At 71.4% G+C, this 24,134-nt stretch carries 21 protein-coding genes and 3 pseudogenes; 12 read left to right on the top strand and 12 right to left on the bottom strand.

From position 1 onward, the window contains the following. The first annotated feature begins 320 nt into the window (after window positions 1-320). The 4 genes and pseudogenes from ACZ4U4_RS08530 (at window position 321) to ACZ4U4_RS08515 (ending at window position 5,164) form a co-directional block, all read left to right on the top strand. The gene (locus ACZ4U4_RS08530; RefSeq protein WP_467870417.1) at window positions 321-1,199 is read left to right on the top strand and encodes a DUF4097 family beta strand repeat-containing protein; all 879 of its coding nucleotides are present in this window, start codon (window positions 321-323) and stop codon (window positions 1,197-1,199) included. 2 nt (window positions 1,200-1,201) lie between these two features. Next, window positions 1,202-2,425, top strand: coding sequence for a PadR family transcriptional regulator (locus ACZ4U4_RS08525; RefSeq protein ID WP_467870415.1), 1,224 nt, complete (start codon window positions 1,202-1,204; stop codon window positions 2,423-2,425). Window positions 2,426-2,961: 536 nt separating this feature from the next. Then, window positions 2,962-3,822, top strand: a pseudogene (locus tag ACZ4U4_RS08520) (SCO6745 family protein); the annotation flags it as partial. A gap of 643 nt (window positions 3,823-4,465) precedes the next feature. Next, on the top strand, window positions 4,466-5,164 hold the full coding sequence (locus ACZ4U4_RS08515; RefSeq protein ID WP_467870414.1) for an antibiotic biosynthesis monooxygenase family protein: 699 nt from the start codon (window positions 4,466-4,468) through the stop codon (window positions 5,162-5,164). 46 nt (window positions 5,165-5,210) lie between these two features. On the opposite strand, the gene ACZ4U4_RS08510 is transcribed toward ACZ4U4_RS08515, so the two are convergent. The 3 genes from ACZ4U4_RS08510 to ACZ4U4_RS08500 form a co-directional block, all read right to left on the bottom strand. After that, complete coding sequence (locus tag ACZ4U4_RS08510; RefSeq protein WP_467870412.1) at window positions 5,211-5,855, bottom strand: HutD/Ves family protein; 645 nt, start codon at window positions 5,853-5,855, stop codon at window positions 5,211-5,213. Window positions 5,856-5,906: 51 nt separating this feature from the next. After that, complete coding sequence (locus tag ACZ4U4_RS08505) at window positions 5,907-6,869, bottom strand: zinc-binding dehydrogenase (protein ID WP_467870410.1); 963 nt, start codon at window positions 6,867-6,869, stop codon at window positions 5,907-5,909. 234 nt (window positions 6,870-7,103) lie between these two features. Then, window positions 7,104-8,321 (bottom strand): NAD(P)-dependent malic enzyme, encoded by a 1,218-nt coding sequence (locus ACZ4U4_RS08500; RefSeq protein WP_467870408.1) that lies wholly within the window; start codon window positions 8,319-8,321, stop codon window positions 7,104-7,106. Between the two features lie 535 nt (window positions 8,322-8,856). On the opposite strand from ACZ4U4_RS08500, the gene ACZ4U4_RS08495 reads away from it, so the two are divergent. From ACZ4U4_RS08495 to ACZ4U4_RS08485, 3 genes are all read left to right on the top strand, one after another. Then, window positions 8,857-9,828 carry an ABC transporter substrate-binding protein gene (locus tag ACZ4U4_RS08495; RefSeq protein WP_467870406.1) on the top strand — a complete coding sequence of 324 codons (972 nt, stop codon included), beginning with the start codon at window positions 8,857-8,859 and terminating at the stop codon, window positions 9,826-9,828. 63 nt (window positions 9,829-9,891) lie between these two features. Continuing rightward, on the top strand, window positions 9,892-10,827 hold the full coding sequence (locus ACZ4U4_RS08490) for an amino acid ABC transporter permease (protein WP_467870404.1): 936 nt from the start codon (window positions 9,892-9,894) through the stop codon (window positions 10,825-10,827). A gap of 38 nt (window positions 10,828-10,865) precedes the next feature. Then, entirely contained in the window at window positions 10,866-11,618 is a 753-nt protein-coding gene (locus tag ACZ4U4_RS08485) for an amino acid ABC transporter ATP-binding protein (RefSeq protein ID WP_467870931.1), read from the top strand. A 107-nt stretch (window positions 11,619-11,725) separates the two neighbouring features. Here the strand turns inward: ACZ4U4_RS08485 and ACZ4U4_RS08480 are convergent, their stop codons facing one another. Beyond that, window positions 11,726-12,532 carry an SDR family NAD(P)-dependent oxidoreductase gene (locus ACZ4U4_RS08480; protein ID WP_467870402.1) on the bottom strand — a complete coding sequence of 269 codons (807 nt, stop codon included), beginning with the start codon at window positions 12,530-12,532 and terminating at the stop codon, window positions 11,726-11,728. 150 nt (window positions 12,533-12,682) lie between these two features. Further along, window positions 12,683-13,444 carry a class I SAM-dependent methyltransferase gene (locus ACZ4U4_RS08475; protein ID WP_467870399.1) on the bottom strand — a complete coding sequence of 254 codons (762 nt, stop codon included), beginning with the start codon at window positions 13,442-13,444 and terminating at the stop codon, window positions 12,683-12,685. Window positions 13,445-13,537: 93 nt separating this feature from the next. On the opposite strand from ACZ4U4_RS08475, the gene ACZ4U4_RS08470 reads away from it, so the two are divergent. Continuing rightward, the gene (locus ACZ4U4_RS08470; RefSeq protein ID WP_467870397.1) at window positions 13,538-14,167 is read left to right on the top strand and encodes a CGNR zinc finger domain-containing protein; all 630 of its coding nucleotides are present in this window, start codon (window positions 13,538-13,540) and stop codon (window positions 14,165-14,167) included. On the opposite strand, the gene sodX is transcribed toward ACZ4U4_RS08470, so the two are convergent. Further along, entirely contained in the window at window positions 14,071-14,535 is a 465-nt protein-coding gene (gene sodX, locus ACZ4U4_RS08465; protein ID WP_467870394.1) for a nickel-type superoxide dismutase maturation protease, read from the bottom strand. The genes ACZ4U4_RS08470 and sodX overlap by 97 nt on opposite strands. 212 nt (window positions 14,536-14,747) lie before the next feature. On the opposite strand from sodX, the gene sodN reads away from it, so the two are divergent. Beyond that, window positions 14,748-15,143, top strand: a complete 396-nt coding sequence (gene sodN / locus ACZ4U4_RS08460) for a superoxide dismutase, Ni (protein ID WP_030280828.1) — start codon at window positions 14,748-14,750, stop codon at window positions 15,141-15,143. Between the two features lie 7 nt (window positions 15,144-15,150). On the opposite strand, the pseudogene ACZ4U4_RS08455 reads toward sodN, so the two are convergent. Beyond that, window positions 15,151-15,480: pseudogene (locus ACZ4U4_RS08455) on the bottom strand (tyrosine-type recombinase/integrase); the annotation flags it as partial. Between ACZ4U4_RS08455 and ACZ4U4_RS08450 the strand changes: the two are divergent. Continuing rightward, a pseudogene (locus tag ACZ4U4_RS08450) lies at window positions 15,479-15,701 on the top strand (NUDIX hydrolase); the annotation flags it as partial. The pseudogenes ACZ4U4_RS08455 and ACZ4U4_RS08450 overlap by 2 nt on opposite strands. A gap of 16 nt (window positions 15,702-15,717) precedes the next feature. Here ACZ4U4_RS08450 and ACZ4U4_RS08445 read toward each other — a convergent pair. After that, the gene (locus tag ACZ4U4_RS08445; RefSeq protein WP_467870391.1) at window positions 15,718-15,933 is read right to left on the bottom strand and encodes a hypothetical protein; all 216 of its coding nucleotides are present in this window, start codon (window positions 15,931-15,933) and stop codon (window positions 15,718-15,720) included. Between the two features lie 258 nt (window positions 15,934-16,191). Between ACZ4U4_RS08445 and ACZ4U4_RS08440 the strand changes: the two genes are divergently transcribed. Beyond that, window positions 16,192-18,732 carry a tetratricopeptide repeat protein gene (locus ACZ4U4_RS08440; RefSeq protein ID WP_467870389.1) on the top strand — a complete coding sequence of 847 codons (2,541 nt, stop codon included), beginning with the start codon at window positions 16,192-16,194 and terminating at the stop codon, window positions 18,730-18,732. A 334-nt stretch (window positions 18,733-19,066) separates the two neighbouring features. On the opposite strand, the gene ACZ4U4_RS08435 is transcribed toward ACZ4U4_RS08440, so the two are convergent. Further along, the gene (locus ACZ4U4_RS08435; RefSeq protein ID WP_467870387.1) at window positions 19,067-19,711 is read right to left on the bottom strand and encodes a response regulator transcription factor; all 645 of its coding nucleotides are present in this window, start codon (window positions 19,709-19,711) and stop codon (window positions 19,067-19,069) included. Continuing rightward, window positions 19,696-20,949 (bottom strand): sensor histidine kinase, encoded by a 1,254-nt coding sequence (locus ACZ4U4_RS08430; protein ID WP_467870384.1) that lies wholly within the window; start codon window positions 20,947-20,949, stop codon window positions 19,696-19,698. Before ACZ4U4_RS08430 ends, ACZ4U4_RS08435 begins: the two co-directional genes overlap by 16 nt. A gap of 150 nt (window positions 20,950-21,099) precedes the next feature. Between ACZ4U4_RS08430 and ACZ4U4_RS08425 the strand changes: the two genes are divergently transcribed. Then, window positions 21,100-21,540, top strand: a complete 441-nt coding sequence (locus ACZ4U4_RS08425) for a hypothetical protein (RefSeq protein WP_467870382.1) — start codon at window positions 21,100-21,102, stop codon at window positions 21,538-21,540. A 56-nt stretch (window positions 21,541-21,596) separates the two neighbouring features. On the opposite strand, the gene ACZ4U4_RS08420 is transcribed toward ACZ4U4_RS08425, so the two are convergent. Both ACZ4U4_RS08420 and ACZ4U4_RS08415 read right to left on the bottom strand, forming a co-directional pair. Continuing rightward, entirely contained in the window at window positions 21,597-22,913 is a 1,317-nt protein-coding gene (locus ACZ4U4_RS08420) for an MFS transporter (protein WP_467870378.1), read from the bottom strand. Between the two features lie 46 nt (window positions 22,914-22,959). Next, window positions 22,960-23,919, bottom strand: a complete 960-nt coding sequence (locus ACZ4U4_RS08415) for a LysR family transcriptional regulator (RefSeq protein WP_467870376.1) — start codon at window positions 23,917-23,919, stop codon at window positions 22,960-22,962. Window positions 23,920-24,134: the final 215 nt, after the last annotated feature.

The following is a 24,134-nucleotide window of genomic DNA, read 5'->3' as shown; positions in this document are numbered from 1 at the left end:
GGTAGATACAGAAGGGCTATCACCACCCCTCCCCCCCCCCCCCCCCCCCCCCCACCCCCACCCCCCCTCCCCCCCCCCCCCCCCCCCCCCCCCCCCCCCCCCCGGCCCCGTCGCGTAGGCGTTCGACTTCTCCCTTGACTTCGCCGGAGCGCGATATATCGTGTGTAGCGAAGACGCGATATATTGCGTTGCGATTCCATCAGCCAACCGGGGGGGTCGGCATGTCCAGCAGCGAGTCGAGTTTCGGTACATCGAGTTCTTCCGCATCCGGGTCCGGTACGCCGGGGCCCGACGGAGCAGACCCGCGCTTTCCGCTCCGCGTGGCCGAGCCGCGCACCCTGGAGATCGACGGGCCCGTCGAGGCCCTGGAGATCCGGGTCTGCGGTGGCGCGGTCAACGTCGTGGGGTCGGCCGAGGAGGGCCCGGCCCGGGTGGAGATCGGTGAGGTCACCGGCCATCCGCTGACCGTCTCCCTCCAGGACGGCGCCCTCTCCGTCGGCTATGACGACCCGCCGTGGAAGGGTCCTTGGAAGGGTCTGTTCACCTTCCTCCGGGGCAAGGGGTGGCGCGACCACCGCGCAGAGGTGTCGGTGACCGTCCCGTCCGCCACCCGCGTCGACGTCGGCTCGGTCGGCGCCTCGGCGGTCGTGACGGGCGTCGCGGGCCCCACCCGGGTCCACACCGTCTCGGGCGACAGCACACTCGTCGGGCTGACCGGCGAGGTGCGCGCGGAGACCGTCTCGGGCCGGGTCGAGGCGCAGGGCGTCACCGGCGGTCTGCGGTTCCACTCCGTCTCGGGGGATCTGACGGTCCTGGACGGCAGCGCCGCCACGGTGCAGGCGGACTCCGTCAGCGGTGACATGGTCCTCGACCTCGATCCGTCGGAGCGCGGTGCGGACATCCAGCTGACCAGCGTCTCCGGCGAGGTGGCGATCCGGCTGCCGGAGCCGGGCGACACCCGGGTGGAGGCGGGCACCACCAGCGGCACGTTCTCCAACGCTTTCGACACCCTGCGGGTCGGCGGCGGCTGGGGCGCGAAGCGCCTCAGCGGAACGCTCGGCTCGGGGTCGGGCAGGTTGAAGGTCACCACCGTCTCCGGTGGTCTCGCGCTGCTGCGCCGACCGGCCTTCGAGACCGCGGACGGCGGCCGCCCGGGCGACGGCCCGGCCACCCCGTCCCTAGAGAAGAAGGTGCTCTGAGCATGCCTCCCGTCTTCGCCCACGGCCGTCTGCGCCTCTATCTCCTCAAGCTCCTCGACGAGAATCCGCGCCACGGCTACGAGGTCATCCGCCTGCTGGAGGAGCGCTTCCAGGGCCTGTACGCACCGTCGGCCGGCACGGTCTACCCGCGGCTGGCCAAGCTGGAGGCCGAGGGCCTGGTCACCCACGCCACCGAGGGCGGCCGCAAGGTCTACTCCCTCACCGACGCGGGCCGTGCCGAGCTGGCCGGACGCGGCGGCGAACTGGCCGAGCTGGAGCTGGAGATACGTGACTCGGTGGCCGCGCTGGCCTCCGACATCCGGGCAGATGTGAGCGGTTCGGCCAGTGAGCTGCGCCGCGAGATACGCGAGGCCGCCCAGCAGGCGCGGGCACAGGGCCACCCGGACGCCGACGGCGGGGGTTCGGGGCCTGCCGGGGAGGGCGCGTTCGGCGACAACGAGACGTGGCGGCAGGCGAAGGAGGAGTTCCGCCGCGCCAAGGAGGAGTGGAAGGAGCAGGCGCGCCGGGCGAAGGACGAGCGCCGCCGCGCCGAGCAGGAGGCCCGCCGCGCCCGCGAACAGGCCCGCGCGGCCCAGGCGTTCGCGCGCGAGGAGGTGCAGCAGGCGCTCCGGCGGGTCCAGGAGCAGGCGCAGGAGCGGGTCCGGTCCGGCGATTGGGCGGGCGCGGTCCGCGAGGCCCTCTCCGAGGTCTCCCGCGAGGTCGGCCGTTTCACGGGCGCGCCGCACACCGACGACCACACGGGGCGGGAAGGCGCCTCGCGCCCGCCGGAGGGCGACACCCGCCCGCGTGGGGAGCGCCCGCACGGGGAGCACGTGTCCGGTGCCGGTGCACCCGATGCCCGTATATCCGACGAGCCCGGGCACGACGGGCCCGCGGCGGGTTCCGGGCCGGGCGGCGCGGGGGCCGACGGGGTCACGGAGGATACCGAAGGCCGGTCGGGTCCGGGGGCGGACCGCGCGGCGGCCGGGCGGGCGGCGGCCGGGGAGCGGCCGCTGCCGGAGTGGGCGGAGGAGCCGCCGGGTCCCGATCCGGCCCGCGACTTCGACCGCCTGCTGGACCGCTTCCGGGACGGCCTCCGGGACGCCGCCCGCGACCACGGCATCACCCCTGAGCAGGTACGCCGGGCCCGGCACCGCCTCGCGGAGACCGCCACCGAAATCGGCGGACTGCTCCGGGAGTCGGCGGATCGGGGGTCGGAGAAGTAGGGCGGAGGGAACCGCGGGCGGAGACGTGGCGGGGTGCGGGGCCAGGGAGGTACGGAGAGACGGAGGGGCGAGGTACCGGGAGGAAAGGGCGGCCGGGCGGCGGGAGTTCGGCACTGCGGGAGTGCACCCGGCTCTCCCCCGCCGCCAAGTTCCCTCCCGGTATTTCGCAGCCCGCTCCGCCCCTCATTTCCCCTCCACCCCCCTCGTCACGGAGAGTTAGTCATCGCGGCCAGGATTTACGGCACGTAATCGGGGAACGTCATCTGTCGCACGGTTTTTCGTCCGGTGCCGGTGTGGGCTCCCGGATCGGCGTCCGGGCGGCGGCCGTGTGCGGAGCGGGGCGCACCGTGCGGCCCGCCGTCCGTGCGGGGCACCGGTTCCGTACGGCATCCGCCGCCCCCGTACCGGCACCACACGGTCCGCGGACGCGCCCGAGGCGTGGACCCCTGGCTCTCGCGGCGCGCGCCAACGGCCGTTACCGCTCTGCACGCACGCATCTCCGCACGCACGCATCGTGAAGGCCATGAGGTACAGCGATGTCGGACTACCTTTCGGTCGCCCGCCGAATGTGGCAGCAGCTCGAACCGCTGCACGCCACCGCCTACTCCGCCCCCGAGGCCCAGCGGGTCGCGGCGGGTCTCGGTTACGACACCACGTCATGGCGTCCCGGCTACTTCGCCTGGCGCACGGCTCCGTTGGGGGCCGTGGGTCCGGAGCTGGTGACGGCGACGTACTACACCTTCGCGCCGCGGCTGGTCGCCCAGTTCGTACCGCGGGTCTGGGCGGTGGCCCGGCCGGGCGCGGTGCTGGACGCACGGCTGCGGGCCGTCGACCGCGCCCTCCGCCGGTTGCTGGGCGACAGGTTGACCGGCCCGGAGGTGGCCGAGGCCGCCCGGCTGGCGCGCCGTGCCGCGGAGAACGCCCACGCCGTGGCGCGTCCGCTCGCCGCCGCCAACCGTGATCTGCCGTGGCCCGGGCCGCCGCATCTGGTGCTGTGGCAGGCCGCGGCGGTGCTCCGGGAGCACCGCGGTGACGGCCATCTCGCGACCCTGCTGACCTGGGGGTTGGACCCGTGCGAGGCGCTGGTGTCACATGCCGCGGCAGGGGGCGGCGCGGGCCGGCACGGCTGGGTCGCCCCGGCGTCCGCCGCCGCCCGCGGCTGGAGCGCCCAGGAGTGGAGCGGTGCCCACGACCGGCTGGCGGCGCGCGGCTGGCTCGCGGCGGACGGCAGCGCCACCGCGTCGGGCCTCCGGGAGCGGGAGGCGATCGAGCGGATGACGGACCAGTTGGCGGCCGGTCCCTGGCGGGCGCTGGGCCGGACGGGCGCCGAACGTCTGCATCTGCTGCTGCGCCCGCTGAACCACGCCCTGCGCGCGGCGGACCTCCGGCCGCCGGAAGCGGACCCGGGGCCCGTACCGCCGTGTTTCCGGCGGGAGGTGACGCCGGATCGGGGGGCCATGGGGGCCATGGGCGCGGATCCCGTGCGCGTCGCGGATCCCGTGCACGCCTCGGTGGCCGCGCCGCGTACCTCGGCCCCGCGGTTCTCCGGGTTGCCGCCGTCGCCTTCGTCCTCGCCGCCCCCGCCGTCCTCGCCGTCCTCGGCACCGCCTCCGCCGGGCCGGTCGGCCGACGCGTCCGCCCCGGTGGTGGCCGCGCTCGCGGCACCCGGCCGCACGCCGTAGCGGCTGCGGCGGCGGGCCCGGGTCCGGCCTCGGCGCTGCGCCCGGGGTCCGGCTCAGCACTCGGGGCACGGCTCCGTGGCGGGGCCCGGCGCGTAAGCCCTGAGCGGCCCGCCGACCCGGCCCGGTGCCGCGCCCCACACCGGTCCGGGCCGCGCCCACACCCGCACGCCACCGCCCACCCCACGAAAGACGCACCCCACGCCCCCAACCACCTTGACCTCAACCACACTTGAGAAAGCAGACTCCGAGCGCAACGGCGAAACGGCGAAACAGTGAGACAGCGAGATGACGGGGCGGCCCTGCACCCGGCCCGGCGTACCGCCACACCGCCACACCGCCATGACGAACGGAGTACGCGATGACCAGGGCTTCCGTCTTTCCCGAGGTGCGGCGGGGCGATGCCGCGACCACGCTGATCAGCAGGTGGATCGTGCCGGATCCGGCGGTGCAGGTCGCGGCGGCCGATGCCGTGCTCGACGCGTGGGAGGCGCAGGAGCGGCCCGCTGCGATGCTGTCGCTCACGGTCTTCCTCAGCCTGGACGGCACGGAGGTGCTGCACCATGCGCAGTGGACGAGCGACGAGGCGCACCGGGAGTGGGTGCGGGCGCACCGGCCCGCGGCGCTCGCGCCCATCGACGAGGCGATCCCGGGCATCCGGCGGCCGGGGCTGGTGCGCTACCGGCTCGACCGCAGCCATGTGCCGGACGGGGCGTCGGGCCGCCCGCCGGGGCTGCTGGCCACTCCGGTCTTCACCACGACGGGAGCGGCGGCCCAGCGCGCGCTGACCGACACCGTGCTCGACGCGCTGGACGAGGCGCGGGTGCCGGGGCTGCTCGGGGCGCATCTGTACCGGAGCCAGGACGGTTCCCGGGTGCTCAACCACGCGGAGTGGGTGGATCTCGCGGCGTGGCAGGCGTTCGCCGACGGCCCGGTGCCGATGCGGATCGCGGCACGGATCGCGGCGCTGGACGGCGTCGCCCCGGACTCCGACGGCCCGGACGGCGTCCACCGCTACCGCCTGCACGGCAGTCTGGTCAACGTGGCGCCGCCGGCCTGAGCGCGCCGGGAGGCACCGCCCGGAAGGCCGCCCCGGCCCGGTCCCGTCAGTGCTCCCCGGCCTCCAGCCCCTCCCCCACCAGCGTGATCACTGCGGCGGCCCCGTCCGTACGGAGCTGCGCGGCCACCCCGCCGGGCAGCAGCACCGCGTCGTAACAGCCGAGTTCGGCCGTCGCGCCGTCCGAGGTCACGACCGCGCCGCCGGGGACCGTGGCCGCGCCTTCCGGTTCGCCGGACCCGTCCCCCGTACCGTCCGGCAGGGCGACCACCATCGTGCGGCCGGGCGTGGCCGTCAGAGCGCAGCCGCCCCGGACGATCCCGACGTCGGCGCCCGCCCGGCCCTCCCGTGTCATGACGTTGAGGTTGACGACCGGGCCGGCCAGCAGGCGGGAGTCGGTGGCGGCGGCGCCGGGGAAGGCGAAGGGGGTGTGGCGGGGCAGCGGCGGGTGGGCGGTGCCGTCGACGGTCAGCCGGAGTCCGGCGCCGTCGGCCACGGTGAGGATGCGGCGGATGCCGGGCAGCGGGGAGTACGGGCCGTCGCGGACGACGTCGGCCAGGCTGATCCGCCAGTCGAAGGCGTCCCAGCCCGCGCCGTCGGGGTGGGCGGCGATCTCGCGCGTCACCCCGCCGCCGTTGCTCCACGGCGCGGCGGCCCGCTCCGCCGCCCGCAACACCCGCATCCCCGCACCCATGTGACTCCTCACTTCCCGCCATCCCGCTCGAACCACCAGGCCATCAGGGCGTCACACCGTCAGGACGACCTTGCCGAACAGGTCGCCCTCCGCCATCTTCGCGAAGCCCTCGCGCGCCCGGTCCAGCGGCAGCGTGGAGTCGATGACGGGGCGGACGCCCTTGGCGGCGCAGAAGCTGAGCAGCGACGCCAGCTCCTCCTTGCTGCCCATCGTCGAGCCGACGATCTTCAGCTCCAGGAAGAAGATCCGGTTGAGTTCGGTGCGTTCGGGGTGGAAACCGCTGGTGGCGCCCGAGATGACGAGGGTGCCGCCGGGGCGCAGCGACTTGACCGAGTGCGACCAGGTGGCGGCGCCGACCGTCTCGATGACCGCGTCCACCCGGTGCGGCAGCCGCTCCCCGCTGCCGAACGCCGCCTCCGCGCCCAGCTCCACGGCGCGGCGCCGCTTGGACTCGTCCCGGCTGGTGGCGAAGACCCGCAGTCCGGCGGCGGCGCCCAGCACGATCGCGGCGGTCGCCACGCCGCCGCCCGCGCCCTGGACGAGCACGCTGTCGCCGGGCTGCACCCCGGCGTTGGTGAAGAGCATCCGGTACGCGGTGAGCCAGGCGGTGGGCAGGCAGGCGGCCTCCGCCCAGCTCAGCTCCGCCGGCTTGGGCAGGACGTTCCAGCTGGGGACGGTGACCTGCTCGGCGAAGGTGCCCTGGTAGCGCTCGGTGAGGATGGAGCGGGGCTCGCCGGGGCCGACGCCGTGGCCGGTCTGGCCGATGACGGAGTGCAGGACGACGTCGTTGCCGTCGGCGTCCGTTCCGGCGGCGTCGCAGCCGAGGATCATCGGCAGCGCGTCCTCGGTGATGCCGACCCCGCGCAGCGTCCACAGATCGTGGTGGTTGAGGGAGGCGGCCTTGACGTTGACGGTGGTCCAGCCGGGGCGGCTCTCCGGAGCGGGGCGTTCGCCCAGTTCGAGGCCGTTGAGCGGCTGGTCGCGGTCGATGCGCGCGGCATAGGCAGCAAACATGAGGCCAACCTAGGCCGCGGAAGCCCGTCACGGTACGGGGCGGAGCTGTGACGCGCGCCGCGTGGCGGACGGGTGTACGGCGGCGGGGCGCCCGGGACAGGGCACGGGGACCGGCCGCGCCACAGGGCCCGCACCCGCAACAAGCCCCGTCGCATACGCAACGGGCCGGGCCCGCACCCCCGGAGGAGGCGCGGGCCCGGCCCGACAGCGCTGCGGCGAGGCGCCGCGTAGGCGTCAGGCGCGTGCCACGCCCTCGGCCCGCGCGGCGGCGGCGACCGCGGCGGTGACCGCCGGGGCGACGCGCTCGTCGAACGGCGAGGGGATCACGCACTCGGCGCTCAGCTCGTCGGCGACGACGGAGGCCAGCGCCTCGGCGGCGGCGAGCTTCATACCCTCGGTGATGCGCGAGGCCCGCACCTGCATCGCGCCGGCGAAGATGCCCGGGAAGGCCAGCACGTTGTTGATCTGGTTCGGGTAGTCGCTGCGGCCGGTGGCGACGACGGCCGCGTACTTGTGGGCGACGTCCGGGTGGATCTCCGGGTTCGGGTTGGCCATCGCGAAGATCATGGAGTTCTTCGCCATGGTGGCCACCGCGGACTCCGGGACCGTACCGCCGGAGACACCGATGAAGACGTCCGCGCCGTCGAGGGCGTCCTCCAGCGAGCCGGTCAGCCCGCCCTTGTTGGTGAAGCCGGCCAGCTCGCGCTTGACCTCGGTGAGGTCGCCGCGGTCGGCGGAGACGATGCCCTTGCGGTCGCAGACCGCGACGTCGCCGATGCCCGCCTCGATGAGGATCTTGGCGATGGCGACCCCGGCGGCGCCCGCACCCGAGATGACGGCGCGCAGCTGGCCCAGCGACCGGTCGGTCAGCTTGGCGGCGTTGCGCAGCGCCGCGAGCGTGACGACGGCGGTGCCGTGCTGGTCGTCGTGGAAGACCGGGATGTCCAGCCGCTCCTGGAGCTTGCGCTCGATCTCGAAGCACCGGGGCGCGGAGATGTCCTCCAGGTTGACGCCGCCGAAGGAGGGCGCCAGCCGGACGACGGTCTCGACGATCTCGTCGGCGTCGGTGGTCGCCAGCGCGAGCGGCACCGCGTCCACGCCGCCGAACTGCTTGAAGAGGATGGCCTTGCCCTCCATCACCGGGAGGGACGCCTCCGGGCCGATGTCGCCCAGGCCCAGCACCGCGGTGCCGTCCGTGACGACCGCGACGACCTGGGACTTCCAGGTGTAGTCGTGCACCAGCTCGGGCCGCTCCGCGATGGCGCTGCAGACCTTGGCGACGCCCGGCGTGTAGGCGAGGGACAGGTCGTCCCGGTCGCGGACGGGGACGGTCGCCTGGATGGCCATCTTGCCGCCACGGTGCAGCGCGAAGGCCGGGTCGAAGGAGGCGCCGACGCCGTCGGTCCCCTCGTCGGTGCTGTCGCTGCGAGGATTGATGATCTCCGCTGCCACTTTGTTGAACCCCTTTGTTCGTAAAGATGTTGAGGGTGGCCACCCCCTGGTTGGGAGGTGGGCGGGCACCGCGTCCGTTCCCTGCGCGCCGGATGCCCGGTGCGCGGGGGGGGAGGTACGGACGCCGGGCGCGCCGCACACGCGCCCTGAGCCCCGGATGAGGGGTGTAACGCCCCTTTCTACCGGACGGGCGTGGCGGGCGACGAGCCAGATCCGTCACCCCGGCCCCGACAGATCCGGCAATAAAGACCAACGGGATGAATCCCCGGAAGGGTTAGGGGTCGTCGTCCACATGCCGAGACATCCACCCGGGCGGCCCGGAACGAGCCGGAGCCACCGGCCCCGGTCACCGCTGGGCGGTGGGGCGGACCGAGCTGAACACCCCTCGTCCGTTATCCGATTTTGACCTGAACGGCAGTCCGATTACCGGATCCCTGATGGCAGGATTCCGTCCATCGATCGAGGTCGGGGGAGCTCAACGTCCCCCTGCCCGGCCGTGCCCCGCCGGCTTTTCCCCACCCGCAGGAGGATCAGCATGACCGCACGTCCCACCCGTCGCACGGCCTCCGGCAGGTCTCGGACAGCCGTTGCCGGGGCGACCGCGGTAGCTGCCGCGCTGCTGCTGACGTCCTGCGGGGACCAGACCGACGCGGCCATCGCCCGCCGCGAGGCGGTGAAGAATCGTGACACCAGTGCCCCGCTCTTCAAGCTGCTCCCCAAGGACATCCAGGAGAAGGCGCTCATACAGGTCGGCTCGGACATCACCTACAAGCCAGTGGAGTTCCGCAGCGACGGCGCGGTCGAGGGCATCGACCCCGATCTGGCGGCCGTGCTCGGCAAGGAGCTGGGCGTCAAGCTGAACTTCAACAACGCCACCTTCGACACGCTCATGGGCGGCATGAAGTCCAAGCGGTACGACATCGCGATGTCCGCGATGACGGACACCAAGGAGCGCCAGCAGGGCATCGACTCCAGCACCGGCAAGAAGATCGGTGAGGGCGTCGACTTCATCGACTACCTCAACGTCGGCGTCTCGATCTACACCCAGAAGGGCAAGACGAAGGGCGTCGACAGCTGGGACGCCCTGTGCGGCAAGAAGATCGCGGTGCAGCGCGGCACCGTCTCGCACGACCTGGCCAAGACCCAGTCGAAGAAGTGCGAGGAGAACGGCGCGCAGCCGATCGCCATGGAGGCGTTCGACAACGACTCCGAGGCCCAGACCCGGCTGCGCACCGGCGGCGTGGACGCGGTCTCCAGCGACTACCCGGTCGCCGCGTACGCCGTGAAGGTCTCCGGCCACGGCAACGACTTCCAGATGGTCGCCGGCGCACCCGTGAAGGCCGCGCCGTACGGCATCGCCGTACCCAAGGGCAGCGAGAAGCTGCGCGACGCGCTCAAGGCGGCGCTGGAGCGCGCGATCAAGTCCGGCGCCTACGCCAAGGTCCTCGAGAAGTGGGACGTCAAGGCAGCGGCGGTCGAGGAGGCGAAGCTCAACGGCGGTTCCTGACCGCCGCGGCGCCCGCCTCCGCACCCTCCCGCCGATCCGCTGAACCTCCGAAAGGCAGCATCCGTGTCAGTCGACGTCGAGAAGTCGGACCGGTCCCCGGCCGGCACCCCGTCCCCGCCCGAGCCCATCAAGGCCATCCCCGTCCGCCACTACGGCCGCTGGGTGGCGGCACTGGTCGTCCTCGGAGTGATCGCGGCGCTCGTGAGGGCCTTCGCCTCCGGGAACGTCAACTGGGACGCCATCCCCGAATATCTCTTCAACGCGGACATCCTCAAGGGTCTGCGCAACACCCTGCTGATCACCGTGCTGTCGATGGTCATCGGTGTGGTGCTCGGTGTGATCCTCGCGGTGATGCGCCAGTCGAAGAACTGGGTGACCTCGTCCGTCTCGTGGTTCTACATCTGGTTCTTCCGCGGCACGCCGGTCTACGTCCAGCTCTTCCTCTGGTTCAACCTCGGCCTCGTCTTCCAGTACATCGACATCATGCCGATCTACAAGGACGAGTGGTCGGACTTCATGACGCCGTTCCTGTGCGCGCTGCTGGGCCTCGGGCTCAACGAGGCCGCGTACATGGCGGAGATCTGCCGGGCGGGGCTCAACGCCGTCGACGAGGGCCAGACCGAGGCCGCGCACGCGCTGGGCATGAGCCACGCCAAGACGCTGCGCCGGATCGTCGTACCGCAGGCGATGCGGGTGATCGTCCCGCCGACCGGCAACGAGGTCATCAACATGCTGAAGACCTCCTCGCTGGTCATCGCCGTCCAGTACTACGACCTGTTGCAGGCCGCGCAGAACGTCGGCCGGGACTCCGGCGTCGTGGTGGAGATGCTGATCCTCGCCGCCGCCTGGTACCTGATCGCCACGACGGTGCTCAGCATCGGCCAGTACTACCTGGAGCGGTACTACGCCCGCGGCGCCAGCCGCCAGCTGCCGCCCACCCCGCTCCAGCGCGCCAAGGCGAAGCTGGCGGGCCTCAACCGCGCCGGAGGTACGGCATGACCAGCAAGTCCGCCCCCGCCAAGGGCTCCGGGGCCCCCATGGTGAAGGCCGAGGGCGTCCACAAGTCCTTCGGCGCGGCCCACATCCTCAAGGGCATCGACCTGGAGGTGGCGCCCCAGGAGGTCTTCTGCCTGATCGGCCCGTCCGGCTCCGGCAAGTCGACGTTCCTGCGCTGCATCAACCACCTGGAGAAGATCAACGCCGGGCGGCTGTCGGTCGACGGTGAACTCGTCGGCTACCGCGAGCAGAACGGCAAGCTCTACGAGCTGCGCGACCGCGAGGTGGCCGCCCGCCGCCGCGACATCGGCATGGTCTTCCAGCGCTTCAACCTCTTCCCGCACATGACCGCGGTGGAGAACATCATGGAGGCGCCGGTCCAGGTCAAGGGCGAGTCGAAGGCGTCCGCCCGGGAGCGCGCCACCAAGCTGCTGGACCGCGTCGGCCTGAAGGACAAGGCCGGCAACTACCCCTCGCAGCTCTCCGGCGGCCAGCAGCAGCGCGTCGCCATCGCCCGCGCGCTGGCGATGGAGCCCAAGCTGATGCTCTTCGACGAGCCGACCTCGGCGCTCGACCCGGAGCTGGTCGGCGACGTCCTCGACGTGATGAAGGACCTGGCCGCGGACGGTATGACGATGGTCGTGGTCACCCACGAGATGGGCTTCGCCCGCGAGGTCGGCGACTCGCTGGTCTTCATGGACGACGGCGTGGTCGTCGAATCCGGCCACCCGCGCGACGTCCTCGGCAACCCGCGGCACGAGCGCACCAAGTCGTTCCTGTCCAAGGTGTTGTGAGGCCGGACCGGGACGGACCGGTCGGACCGGCGGAGGCGGTACGGGCCCTGGAGCGCGTACCGCCTCCGGTGCGCCGGGGGCAGGGCGGCGGCCGGTGTGGCCGTCCCTCAGTGCACCGAGAACCCGCCGTCGACGCAGACGGACTGCCCGGTGACGTACCCGGAGGCCCGGCTCGCCAGGAACACGGCGGCGCCCGCGAAGTCCTCGGCCAGGCCGTTGCGGCCGGTCAGGGTGCGGGCGGCCAGCGCCGCCACCCGCTCCGGGTCGGACGACAGCCGCGCGTTGAGCGGCGTCATCACGAAGCCGGGGACCAGCGTGTTGCAGGTGACGCCGTGCGGCGACCACGCCTCGGCCTGCGAGCGGGCCAGCGACTCCAGCGCGCCCTTGGAGACCCCGTAGACGCCGCTCTGCACGAACGCCCGGTGCGCCTGCTGCGAGCTGACGTGGATGATCCGGCCGAAGCCCCGCTCGGCCATCCCGGGGCCGAACCGCCGCCCCAGCAGATGGGGCGCCTCCAGATTGACCGCCATCGTGGCGTCCCAGACCTCGTCGGTCGTCTCCCCCATGGGCGGCCGCAGGTTGATCCCGGCGCTGTTGACCAGGATGTCGGGCTCGCCGAAGACCGCGGCCGCCTCCTCCGCCCCGGCGCGTACCCCGTCCCGGCTGCCCAGATCGCAGCTGACCGCGGCCACCCGGCAGCCGTCGGCGGTCAGTTCCTCGACGGTGGCGGCCAACTCCGCCTCCCGGCGCGCGACGACCACCACGCGCGCCCCGGCGCGCGCCAGCGCCCCCGCGATCCCGCGCCCGATACCGGAACTGCCGCCGGTCACCACGGCGTTCAGCCCCTCCAGCGAGAAGAGTCCGGCGAGGTAGCTCCGGGGCGTCTGCGGCGGCTGCGGTGTCTGAGGTGTCATGCCCGCACCATAAGCGGCGCCCGGTGGACGGCGACGGGGCGTCCCGGCCCGCGGACACCGGGACGGCCCGTACGGCGGCGGGCCCGGGCGACCGTACGGTGGCGGGCCCGGGGCACACCCGATGAACGCGCCCCGGGCCTCGCCCCCGCCTCACTTCAGGCCGAGCACCAGCGCATCGCTCGGCGAGCGCCACACCGTCCGCGCCTCGGCGAAGCCGGAGTCCCGCAGGACCTGGGCGTGCCACCGGTCGGAGGGGGTGTCGCCGTCGGCGTGCTCCCCGTAGATCTCGAACCGCTCGGCGGTCGGCGCGGCCAGCAGCGGGTCGGCGGCGGCCAGCTTCCACCAGTCGGCCCAGTCGACCGCGCCGGCGGCCTTGGCGCGGTCCATCCGGGCGTGGCGCTGCGCCCGGTCGGCGGCGTTGATCCGCGGGGTGGACTCCTCCGGCATGTGGTCGGCGTTCATGAAGACGCCGCCGTCGCGCACCACGGTGCCGAGCTGCCCGTAGAGCCCGCGCAGGTCCTCGGTGTGCAGCCAGTGCAGCGCGGTGGCGGTGAGCACCGCGTCGTACGACGGGTGCGGCAACCGCGCGGTCCAGGAGGGGTCCTTGAGATCGGCGCGAACGAACCGCACCCGCGCGTCACCGGCGAAGTACCCTTCGGCGATGGCCAGCAGCGCGGGATCCAGATCGACGCCGACGCTCTCGGCCTCCGGGAAGCGCTTGAGCAGCCGGTCGGAGATCGAGCCGGTGCCGCATGCCAGGTCGAGCACCCGGGGTGCGGTGCCCACCAGCGCCTCGACCATGTCGAGCATCACCCGGAACCGCTCCTCGCGATCCGGCATGTACCACTCCTGCTGCCGGTCCCAACTCTCCTGCCACGCCTGCCAGTCGGCCCCGGCCACGGTCTCCGTCATCACGAACCCCTTCCGCGTGTAATACCCTCGTAGCCGTAACACCCATTACGGCTACCTGCCCGGAACGATAGCCCGCCCCCGTAAGGACTACAAGTGGAACTGGCCTATTACTCGGACTATGCCGTGCGGCTCGTCAACACCGAGGAGCCCGAGCGCGGCAGCGACAGCCTGACCTCCGTCGAGGCGGTCCGGGCGCTCTTCGGGCCGGCGCAGCAGATCGCCCGGCGCGCCACGGAGAGCGATGTGACCCGGCTGCGCGCGGTCCGCGGGCGGCTGCGGACGGTCTTCGAGGCGGCGGCCGACGGGGACGAGGTCCGCGCCGTCGACCTGCTGAACGCGCTGATGATGGAGTTCCCCGTCAGCCCGCAGATCTCCGGCCACGAGTACCGCGACGCGGACGGCCGCCCCGACTGGCACATGCACATCGCCGACCACGCCGCCAACGCGACCGCCGGCTACACCGCCACCGCCTGTATGGGCCTCGCCTTCCACCTCACCGAACTGGGCGTGGACCGGTTGGGTGTCTGCGAGGCCCGCCCGTGCCGGAACGTCTACCTCGACACCTCCACCAACCGCTCGCGGCGCTACTGCTCCGACCGCTGCGCGACCCGCGCCAACGTCGCCGCCTACCGCGCCCGCAAGAGGCTGGAGAGCGAACGCGCCGCCCGCAGCGGACGCACCGCCGACAGCACCCAGGACGCCACCGCCAGCGGCGAGCGCTGAGCCCCCAGCGGCCGCAGCCGCACCCGGGCACGCGCCACCACCAACTCGTCCGGCACCGCCCCGAACTCCCGGCTGTCGTTGACCACCCGCGGATTGTCGCCCCGCACCCACCAGCCGCCGTCGCGCCGCTCCACGGCCCGTTTGACGATCAGCAGGTCCTGCCGGAACGGGTGCCGGACCACCACCACGTCACCCGGCCGGACGGCCGCGCCGTAGTGGAGCAGCAGCCGGTCGCCGGGCCGGAGCGTCGGCAGCATCGACGGGTTGTACACCTCGGCCAGCCCGAACACCGGCCCCTCCCGCCGCCGCGCCCCGCCGCCGGGCCCGCCGCCGTCGCCGGGCCCGCGCCCGTCCACCTGCTCGGGCATCCCAGCCCACCTCCCGGTCCGGTCCGGCCCGGTGCCCACCGGACCATCCCTCCAGCTCACCGGTCCATCCTCCATCAGTCCCGGGCCGGAGCCCGTCTCCGGCCCTGCGGGAAGCCGGACTTTTGCCCTAAGACCCCCGGGCCGCCCGAGAAAAGGGTTCCGGTACCGAGTAATCTCGCCCGTGAGAAGACGATCACGAGGAAGGACTGAACATGCTCTCGCGCCTGTTCGCCCCCAAGGTGAAGGTCAGCGCCCACTGCGACCTGCCCTGCGGTGTGTACGACCCGGCCCAGGCCCGCATCGAGGCCGAGTCGGTCAAGGCCGTCCAGGAGAAGTACCAGGCCAACGAGGACGCGGACTTCCGCACCCGCGCCGTCCTGATCAAGGAGCAGCGCGCCGAGCTGGCCAAGCACCACATCTCGGTGCTGTGGAGCGACTACTTCAAGCCCCCGCACTTCGAGAAGTACCCGGAGCTGCACCAGCTGGTCAACGACACCCTCAAGGCCCTCTCGGCCGCCAAGGGCTCGAACGACCCGGCCACCGGCCAGAAGGCCCTGGACCTGATCGCCCAGGTCGACAAGATCTTCTGGGAGACGAAGAAGGCTTGATCTCAGCCTAGGCCGCCTGACCTGCGCTTTCGCGGGTCTCGTCGCCTACCTGTCCGCACCTGGTCCGCAGGACGCCGAGCACGGCGTCCATGACGGACCGGGTGCGGTCTTCTTCGCCCGGCCACAGGTGCGCGTAGATCCGCAGCGTCATGACGGCGGACGCGTGGCCGAGGACCAGCTGCACCTGCTTGACGCTCGCGCCGCCGGCGATGAGCGCGGAGGCGTAGAAGTGCCGCAGGTCGTGGGTCACCATGTGCGGCAGCTCGACGGGCTTGCGGCCCCCGCGCTCGGCCGCTTCGTTCTCTTCCGCCTGGAGCACCCTACGGGCGCAGTTCCACGGCGCCTGGGGCGTGGAAGCCCCCAACCGGCTTCCTCACCGTCGTCTTCGTCATCCACGAAAGGACCGGCGAGCCCGAGAACCGAGAACCGCGCAAGCACACTCAGGTCCGGTGGGTCGACGCCGATGCAATCCCTCAGGACTTCGTGGACACCACCTCATGCGCCCTCCGCCGGTACCTCACGGGAGGCTCGAAGGTCTCCCTCAACGGCTGGCAATAGAGACGCCAACTGCGGGTCATTCTTTCAGCACGGCCCGTACGGCTTCGACGACGAAGCTGACAAGCCCGTTCGCAAGGGCAGTCAACACACCGCCGACTGCCGCCGCCAGCACAGTGTTTCGCTCGGCACGGGCCAGTCGCAGCCCGCGCCGGACGTTGCGCTTGCCCTGCTTCTTCTTACGCACGTTCGCCTCCAGTTGAGCGTCCGTCGGGCGCGTCTCCTGCCCGCTCACGTGACCACGCTGCGGGGCCGCGGAGGGCACACGATGAGTTGCGATGGCAGGACCACCAGCGGGGCCCGGACCTGGAGAAACCCTGCCGAGGTGAGGCGGAAGCGGGATGATGCTGCGATGAGCCGAGACAAGGGAGAGTACGGGGAGTCAAGCAGCGGTGGTCAGCGCCGAATTCCCGCACCACGAGTCGCTCCGGGCCCGTTGCGCGAGCTGAAGCTGCTGCTCTATCGCCTCTACGTGGAGGCCAGGACTCCCCCCGTGGCAAGGATCGCCGATCTGATCGCCGACGACCCCAACGATCTGCTCCCAGGGTCCCCTTCGAAGGACACCGTGCACAGGATCATTGGTTCGAGCGAATTCCCAGCGCAACAGGCGAATGTTGTCTCAATTGCAGCGGTACTGGCCCGCGAGGCCCGCTGGGATGTCACGGACGCGACGGAGCGGGTCCGAACGGCATGGGTTAAGGCGCTCCTCGCCGAGCCTCCGGGCAAGCCGCTGAGCGAACTCGGCCCCTACGCTCTCGAAGTCCACCAGTCCATCACCGTCGATGAAGGTGAGCACACGCCAACGTTGCCAGCCTATGTGGCACGTGAACACGACCATCAAGTTCAAGAGAAGGTCGACCGCGCGGTTTCGGAACAGAACGTGATCGTCACACTCGTCGGAGAATCCTCGACGGGAAAAACCCGAACCCTCTGGGAGGCAATCCAGAAACTGCCCCCGAAGTGGCGCCTCTGGAAAGCTCTGGACTCCGCTCCGCACGCTGATCTGGCAGCAGAAATCGAGAAGGTCGGTCCGTACACAGTGGTGTGGCTGAACGAGGCCCAGCGTTTTCTCCTCACAGCCGATCCTGCAGAAGGCGAGAAAGTAGCGGCCGCACTTCGACGGATTATGTACTCATCTGAGCAACGTCCCGTACTGATCCTGGCCACCCTCTGGCCCGAGTACTGGGACCAGTTGACATCGGAACCACACGACGGCCAAAGAGACCTGCACCCGCACGCGCGCCACGTGCTCAATGGGAGTTCCATACGCGTTCCGGTCACCTTCGCGCCGAATGACCTGGATAACCTGAGAGAAGCCGCCGCACACGATGCTCGGCTCGCTCAAGCCATGAAACACGCGGAACAATGCCAGGTGACCCAGTATCTGGCCGGAGTGCCAGCGCTGATTCAGCGCTACCAGACAGCGCCGCCACCAGTTAGAGCCCTCATCGACGCAGCGATGGATATCCGTCGGCTTGGATATGGCGAACACATCTCATTGGAACTACTCGAAACCGCAGCATACGAATACCTGACCGACCTAGAGTTCGACTACTTACCCGATGACTGGCTGGAAGTTGCCCTGGCTTATGCGGCAAAACCTCAAAGAGGGATCCGCGGGCCATTGACTCGGGTTCGCCCGCGAAACAAAGGGGTGACGGAAGGATCGGTACGGTATCGCCTGGCAGATCCCTTGGATCATCTGGGGCGGGAAGAGCGGTGCCGAACCTCCCCGCCACCAGGAATTTGGGACCTCCTGGTGTACCACTCACCACCAACCGAGGCGCTGAACATCGGAAGATCGGCAGAATACCGCGGCCTATACCGCACAGCCATCGCTCTCTACAAGAAATCCGCCGACTCCGGAAGCAGCGAGGCAGCCCTCCACATTGCCGAGATCCTTTCCATGACAAACAGGAGAATAGAAACTTTCGAATGGTACGAGGAGGCACACTCCCTCGGCGATTCCCATGCACTCCGTTTCGCCGCGCAAACCCTGGCGACACGCGATGAGGCCGACTGGGATTCCGCGAAGAGCTATTACATGCGAGCAGCCCGCCAGGGCGACATTTTCGCGCTCGTTGACTGCCGGGACCACATGAGGGAATGGGAATACGACGGGGATGCGGACGAGTGGTTTCATGATGCGCTTACGGAAATCTGGAACCACGTCTCTGTAGAGGCGGCTCTGACCTGGTGCGAGAACTTCGGCACGAAGCATAATTTGGGCAAATTACTCATTGGGGCAGGGCAACGAGCGAGAGGAATGAAAGTACTTGAACAATCGACACTCAATGGCGACTTCATGTCAATGTATACAGTTTGTGAAGAGAAGCGACTGTCCGGCGGAGTTGATTCTGTACTGTCATACCTGAAGGAGCTCGGACACAGCAGCCATACGGGATCCATCTTTGCCCCCATGGCTCTGAAAAAGACAATGCTCTCGGAGGGACTCGAGGAAGAATGCGTGACCACCCTGAGGGAAATGATCAGAAACGGAAACAGTTCGGCGGCCAGCGAGTTTACTGAACTAATGCGCCACCTGGGTCGAAGCGATGAGGCGATCGACTTCCTCCACTCCCAAACCGAGAGGGAAACCGGCGTGACATACAAGCTTGCTGATCTTCTGCGGCAGGAGTCTAGGAGCGATGAAGCGGTTTCGTTGCTGACCCCACTGGCAAATGCTGGGGATTCTCGGGCTCAGTACGAATTGGCCTGCATTCTCGAGGAGAAGGGGCAGCTCAACGAGGCAGTAATCTGGTATCAGAAGAGCGCGGAGGACGGCAGGCATAATGCAGATTCCGGCGCGGTGAGACTGCTGTTGCGCGCCAATCGTGCGTCCGAGGCCCTCACTTGGCTCAAATCGATCAGCGACCCTGACGCTTCCCACGATCGAATCGACTGTGCAGTGCGGGTTTTGGAATCCATGGGACGCCGCGAGGAAGCGAAGCGGCTGAAAGACTACGGCTGGGAGCCAGACGGCACCATCAGCGCCCCGTGGTCCATCACTCCTTCCACACGCGCTGAGACATGAGGAAGGCCCACTCTCCTCCTAGACCGGCACTGCGCCAGAGAAGCAAGGCCACCGCTTCCAACGGCGAAGCACTGCCGCAGTCCGCATGTAGACCGCAAGACACCCGGTCAAGACCGTCGCACCCCATCGCCGCCCACCACCAAAGGCCAGGTCGGCGACCTGCGGCACTGATCCCCGCAGGTCGCCGACCCGCCCCATTACTAGGAGACCAAGAAGGCCTGATCCCCGGATCGGTCCATGACGCCCTGCGGGTGGTGCACCTCCGCAGACCGGCGTCGTCGCGAAGGGGCTCGGCGGGATTCCGCCGGGTCCCTTCGGCGTGTGTGGGGCGGCGCTACGGCTGGTTCAGGTAGGTGAGGACGGCGCGGACGCGGCGGTTGGTGTCCTCGTCGGTGAGGCCGAGCTTGCCGAAGAGGGTGGTGGTGTACTTGCCGATGGCGCTCTCGCTGAGGAAGAGACGGCGGGCGATGGCCTGGTTGGACAGGCCCTCGGCCATGAGGGCGAGGACGGAGTGCTCGCGCGGGGTGAGGCGGTCGAGTGCGCGGGCCGGGGCGCCGCGGGAGAGCAGTTTCGCGATCACGGCCGGGTCCATGGCGGTCCCGCCGCCCGCGACGCGTTCCAGGGCGTCGAGGAACTGGTCGGCGTCGAACACGCTCTCCTTGAGCAGGTAGCCGACACCGCCGGAGCCGTCCGCCAGCAGCTCGCGGGCGTAGAGCTGTTCGACGTGCTGGGAGAGGATCAGGACCGGCAGGCCGGGGATCTCGCGGCGGGCGGTGAGGGCGGCGTGCAGCCCCTCGTCCGTGTGGTGCGGGGGCATCCGGACGTCGATGACGGAGACGTCCGGGCGCCAGGTCCGCAGCGCGTCGAGCGTCTCGGGGCCGGTGGTGGCCGTCGCGACCACCTCGTGCCCGTACGCCTCGATCAGACGGACCAGCCCGTCGCGCAGGAGGTAGAGGTCTTCGGCTACGAGGATGCGCATGGCACGGCCATCCTCACACGGGTCGGGCCGCCCGGTGGGCTGATGATCTCCAGGGTGCCGTCGAAGGCGGCGAGGCGGCGGCGCAGGCCCGTGAGTCCGCCGCCGGGCCGGTCGGCGGCGCCGCCCCGGCCGTCATCCTCGATCTCGGCGGCCAGGACCGCGTCGTGCAGTGTGAGGCGGACGCGGGCGCGGGTCGCGTGGGCGTGCCGGGCCGCGTTGGTGAGGAGTTCACTGACACCGAAGTAGACGGCGGACTCGATCGGCGGGTCGAGGCGCGGCGGGAGTGCGGCGTCGACGTCCACGTCGAGGGGGACGTCCAGCGCGCGGGCGCGGACGGCGTCGGCGAGGCCCCGTTCGGTCAGTACCGGCGGGCTGATGCCGCGGATCAGGTCGCGCAGTTCGGCCAGCGAGGCGGTGGCACCGTCCCGGGCGTCGCGCATCACCGCACGGGCGCGGTCCGGGTCGGTCTCCAGCAGCTTCTCGGCGGTCGCCAGGGACATGCCGAGCGCGACCAGGCGGGCCTGCGCGCCGTCGTGCAGATCGCGTTCGATCCGGCGGATCTCGGCGGCCTGCGCGACGGTGGTGTCCGCGTGCCGGGCGGTCAGTTCGGCCACCCGGTCCGCCAGGGCCATCGCGCGCGACGGGCCCAGGAAGCGGACGGCCAGCGGCGTGAGGGGCCGCCAGGCGTACGGGGCGCCGGCGACGGCCGCGGCCAGGAGGGCCACCGCGGCGAGGCGCGCGGGCTCCGGCCGGGTGAACAGGGCGCCCGCGGTGATCACCGCGGCCGGCGGCAGCGCGGCGACGGCGCCCGCCAGCGGCACGATCGCGGTGAACCGCAGGTCACGCCAGGTGGCGGGATCTCCCCAACGGACGCGCCACTTCTGGTCCATGAGGGCGTCCCGGCGGCTGCGTTCGTAGGTGAAGCCGTTCCACCAGTACCCGGTGGACAACTGCGTCACCGGCCCGGCCCGGCGGTATCCGGCGGGGATCGCGGTGGCGGCCCACCGGACGACGAGGTGGCGGACCGCCCGGCAGACCGGCCGGGACAGGGCGAGCGTGCCGCCGCCCGCCACCACGCACGGCAGGACCCAGGACCACGGGTTACCCGCGCCCCAGTGGATGCCCAGCGCCACGGCCACGGCCCACACCGCCGGTATCAGCAGGCCGACGACGGCCACGGCGCACCCCCGTACCCACCCGCCGCCGACACGCGCCGCCCACACTCCCAGGTGCCGCATGGCGCCCCTCCCCGTTCCTGTCCGGTGCCTCCACTGTGCACCGCGCGGCGCCCTCCGCCGTCCTCCCCGGGCGAGGAGTGTGGCTACCCCCACCCCGGTGTGGGCCTGCCCCCATACCGCCCCTGACCGGCGCTTCCTAGCGTTCGGGGCATGACATCCCGGACACCCGCCCCGTGCAGGGCCGCACTCCTCAACTCACCCGACGTCCACGGCACCTTCGTCACCGTCAGGCGCGGCGCCGTCCTCCACGGCGCACTCGCCACCGCCGCACTCCTGACGGTCGCCGCGATGGCGGTCGGCGGCCATCCGGTGAACACGTTCATGTGGGTCCGGGCGGCGCTGCTGCCGGTGGTCGCGGTGGTGCTCCACCGGACGGCGGTCGCCGCGTCCCGGGGCTCCGCACGGGCCTACGAGCGGCTGCGCGCCCTGAGCACCGTCTTCCCGGTCGCGATCGTCGGCGTCGATCTGATCCCGGGTGTCTGCCCGGCGTGGTACACGGCGATGCAGACCCTCTGCGTACTCCCCGTTCTCGGCGTCGCCGCCCTCACCCGCCGCGCCACGGTGCGCGCCGCGTTTCCCAAAGGCAGGTGAACGCAGGGCCGACCGGGACGGGCGGGGCGGCCGGGTATCAGCGGGTCAGGACCGTGTCACGCGGTCTCCCCCCTCGGTACGGAGTCGGCCTCGCCCACGGCCGGAGAAGCCCCCGCGGCTGCCGTCGGGGCGGCGATGGAGCGGGCGAGCAACGACACCCGCACCGTCCCCACCACCCCGGCCAGCGCCGCGATGCCGCCGCCGACGACGATGCTCCACCGGGACCAGTCCGCGGGGAACGCGGCCGCCAGCGCGAACCCGCAGGCCACCGCGGTCTGGAGGGTCGCGCCGTAGGCGGCGCCGACCTGGCCGCGCCGGTCCGCGGGGCAGTCGGCCATCACATACGTCCGCAGCATGACGTTCTGCAGGGCGTTGGCCATGCCGCCGCACAGGAAGGCGGCCAGCATCAGCGGTACGAACAGCACGGCGCCGGCGAGCACATAGGCGAGCCCGATGACGGTGGCCGCGGCGACGGCGAACACCTGCGGCGGGAGGGCCGCCAACCGGCCGCGGACCAGTACGGGCCCGATGACCAGGCCGATGCTCCAGGCGGTGAGCAGTGCGCCGTAGGCGGTGACGCCGCCCGGGATGCGGTGGGCGAAGAACGGCATGACGACGTTGAGGGCCGAGGTGGCGGCTACGGTCACCACGATGACGCCGAGTGTCGCGCGGCGCTGCCCGCCGTTCCAGAGCATGGCGAGGCCCGCGCGTAGACCACGGCCGGCGGGGGAGCCCGTACCCGTGTCCTCGGACGCCGCTCCGCCGTCCGGAGTCGTGCCGTCCGTCCCCGGCCCGGCGCCGTGGGCGGACCAGCGGGCGATCACCGGGACGGCGAGGAGCGCGAAGCCGAAGGTCGCGCCGTCGGCCGCCAGGGCGAGGCCGGTGCCGCCGTATCCGGCGAGCAGGCCCACCAGCGCCGGTCCCGCGATGTAACCGGCGTTCCTGGTCGACTCCATGACCGCGTTCGCCCGCAGTTGGGCGCCCGTCTCGGGGAAGAGCCGTGGCACCAGTGCCATCACACACGTCTGGGCCACCGCTCCGAACGAGCCGAGCAGCAGCACCGCGGCGATGAGCTGCACCGGACCGTTGGCGAACACGGCTGCGCCGCATGCGGTGACCGCCTCCAGCGCCAGCGTCCCCGCCAGCACCAGTTCGGTCCGGTACCGGTCCACGGTCCGGCCGATCAGTCCGCTGAGGACGATGCCGGGCAGCAGTCCGGCGATCATCTGGGCCGACACCACCGCGGGCAGCCCGGTGCGGTCGGCGGCGCGCAGCGACAGCGCGACCGTGGCGATCTCGTCGCCGACGGTGCTGACCAGCAGCGCGGCCATCACCACCAGCGTGGACCGCTTGCTCAGGTGTACGGGTGTCACGGGGATGCGGTTCCGCTCTCCTCTCGATTGACCGCCGGATCGCCCCCTAGGCCGAAGCCAGCCTCCGCGGCAGCCCCCCGTCCCCCTTCCGTACCAGCCACGCCCGGTACGCGCTGCTCGACCAGGCGATTTCCGTGTACGAGGCGGTGAGGTCGGCGAAGAGGGACTCGGGTGGGGCGGCGAGGGTGGTGTCGGAGCGGCAGGCCATGAAGAGGCGGACGGCGAGGGGGTCGCCGCGCAGGGGGCGGATGTCCATGCCGTGGCGGGGGCGGGAGGTCGGCTGGCAGGGGGTGACCACTTCGCCGGCGGCGACGAGGTCGGCGGCGGTGAGGTAATCGCCGTGCACCACGCGGGGGTTGACCCCGGCGGCGGCCCAGATGCGGCGCAGACCTGCCCATTCGCCGTCCACGGTCGGGTCGACCATCCACGGGTCGCCCGCCAGATCGGCGAGGTCGACGACCTCCTTGGCGGTGGCCGGGTGGGTGGCCGGGAGGGCGATGAACTGCGGTTCGCGGGCGATGAGTTCGTACTGGACGAGGCCGGCGGGTACCCGGAGCGGCGCGCCCTCGACCTCGTGGACGAAGACGGCGTCGAGCTGGCCGGAGGAGACCATCTGGAGCAGCGCGTTGGCGGAGACGTCGATGCGCAGCGCGGGGTCGGTGCCGGGCAGGCGGGCGCGCAGGCGGCGCAGCCAGCCGGCGACGGCACGGCTGCTGGTGCTGCCGATGCGCAGCCGGGCGCCCTGTTCGCTGACGGAGACAGCGGTGATCTCGTCGACCAGGGCGCGCATGTCGGCGACGATGGGGCGGGCGCGGGAGAGGACGACGTGGCCGAGCGGGGTGGGACGGCTGCCGGTGGCGGCGCGGAAGAAGAGCTGGCCGCCGAGGGCCTTCTCGATGCGGTGGAGCTGCGTGGTCAGCGACGGCTGGGTCATGCCCAGCTGACGGGCCGCCTTCCGTACGCTGCCGGAGTCGGCGATGGCGCACAGGGCTCGAAGATGCCTCACCTCTAGCTCCACGCGGGGAGCATAGCCATGCGTGAAGGCGTCACACCAGACTCCTGAACCCTCATGAACTGCCCCTTTTCCCCGGGGTATTGATCCGCCCTATCGCCTCCTGGCATCTCCGTCTCCCGGGTGAACTGCGTCCAGACTCGGCGGCACCAAGAAATCCGGGGCCCCGGCCGCCGCCCCACACGGCGGCCGTGACCCTCGGAAATTAA

It is taken from the genome of Streptomyces sp. NPDC029159, from assembly GCF_055564055.1.
Note: the sequence above shows the minus strand (reverse complement) of the source record. Positions and strands in the feature narration are given on the sequence as shown.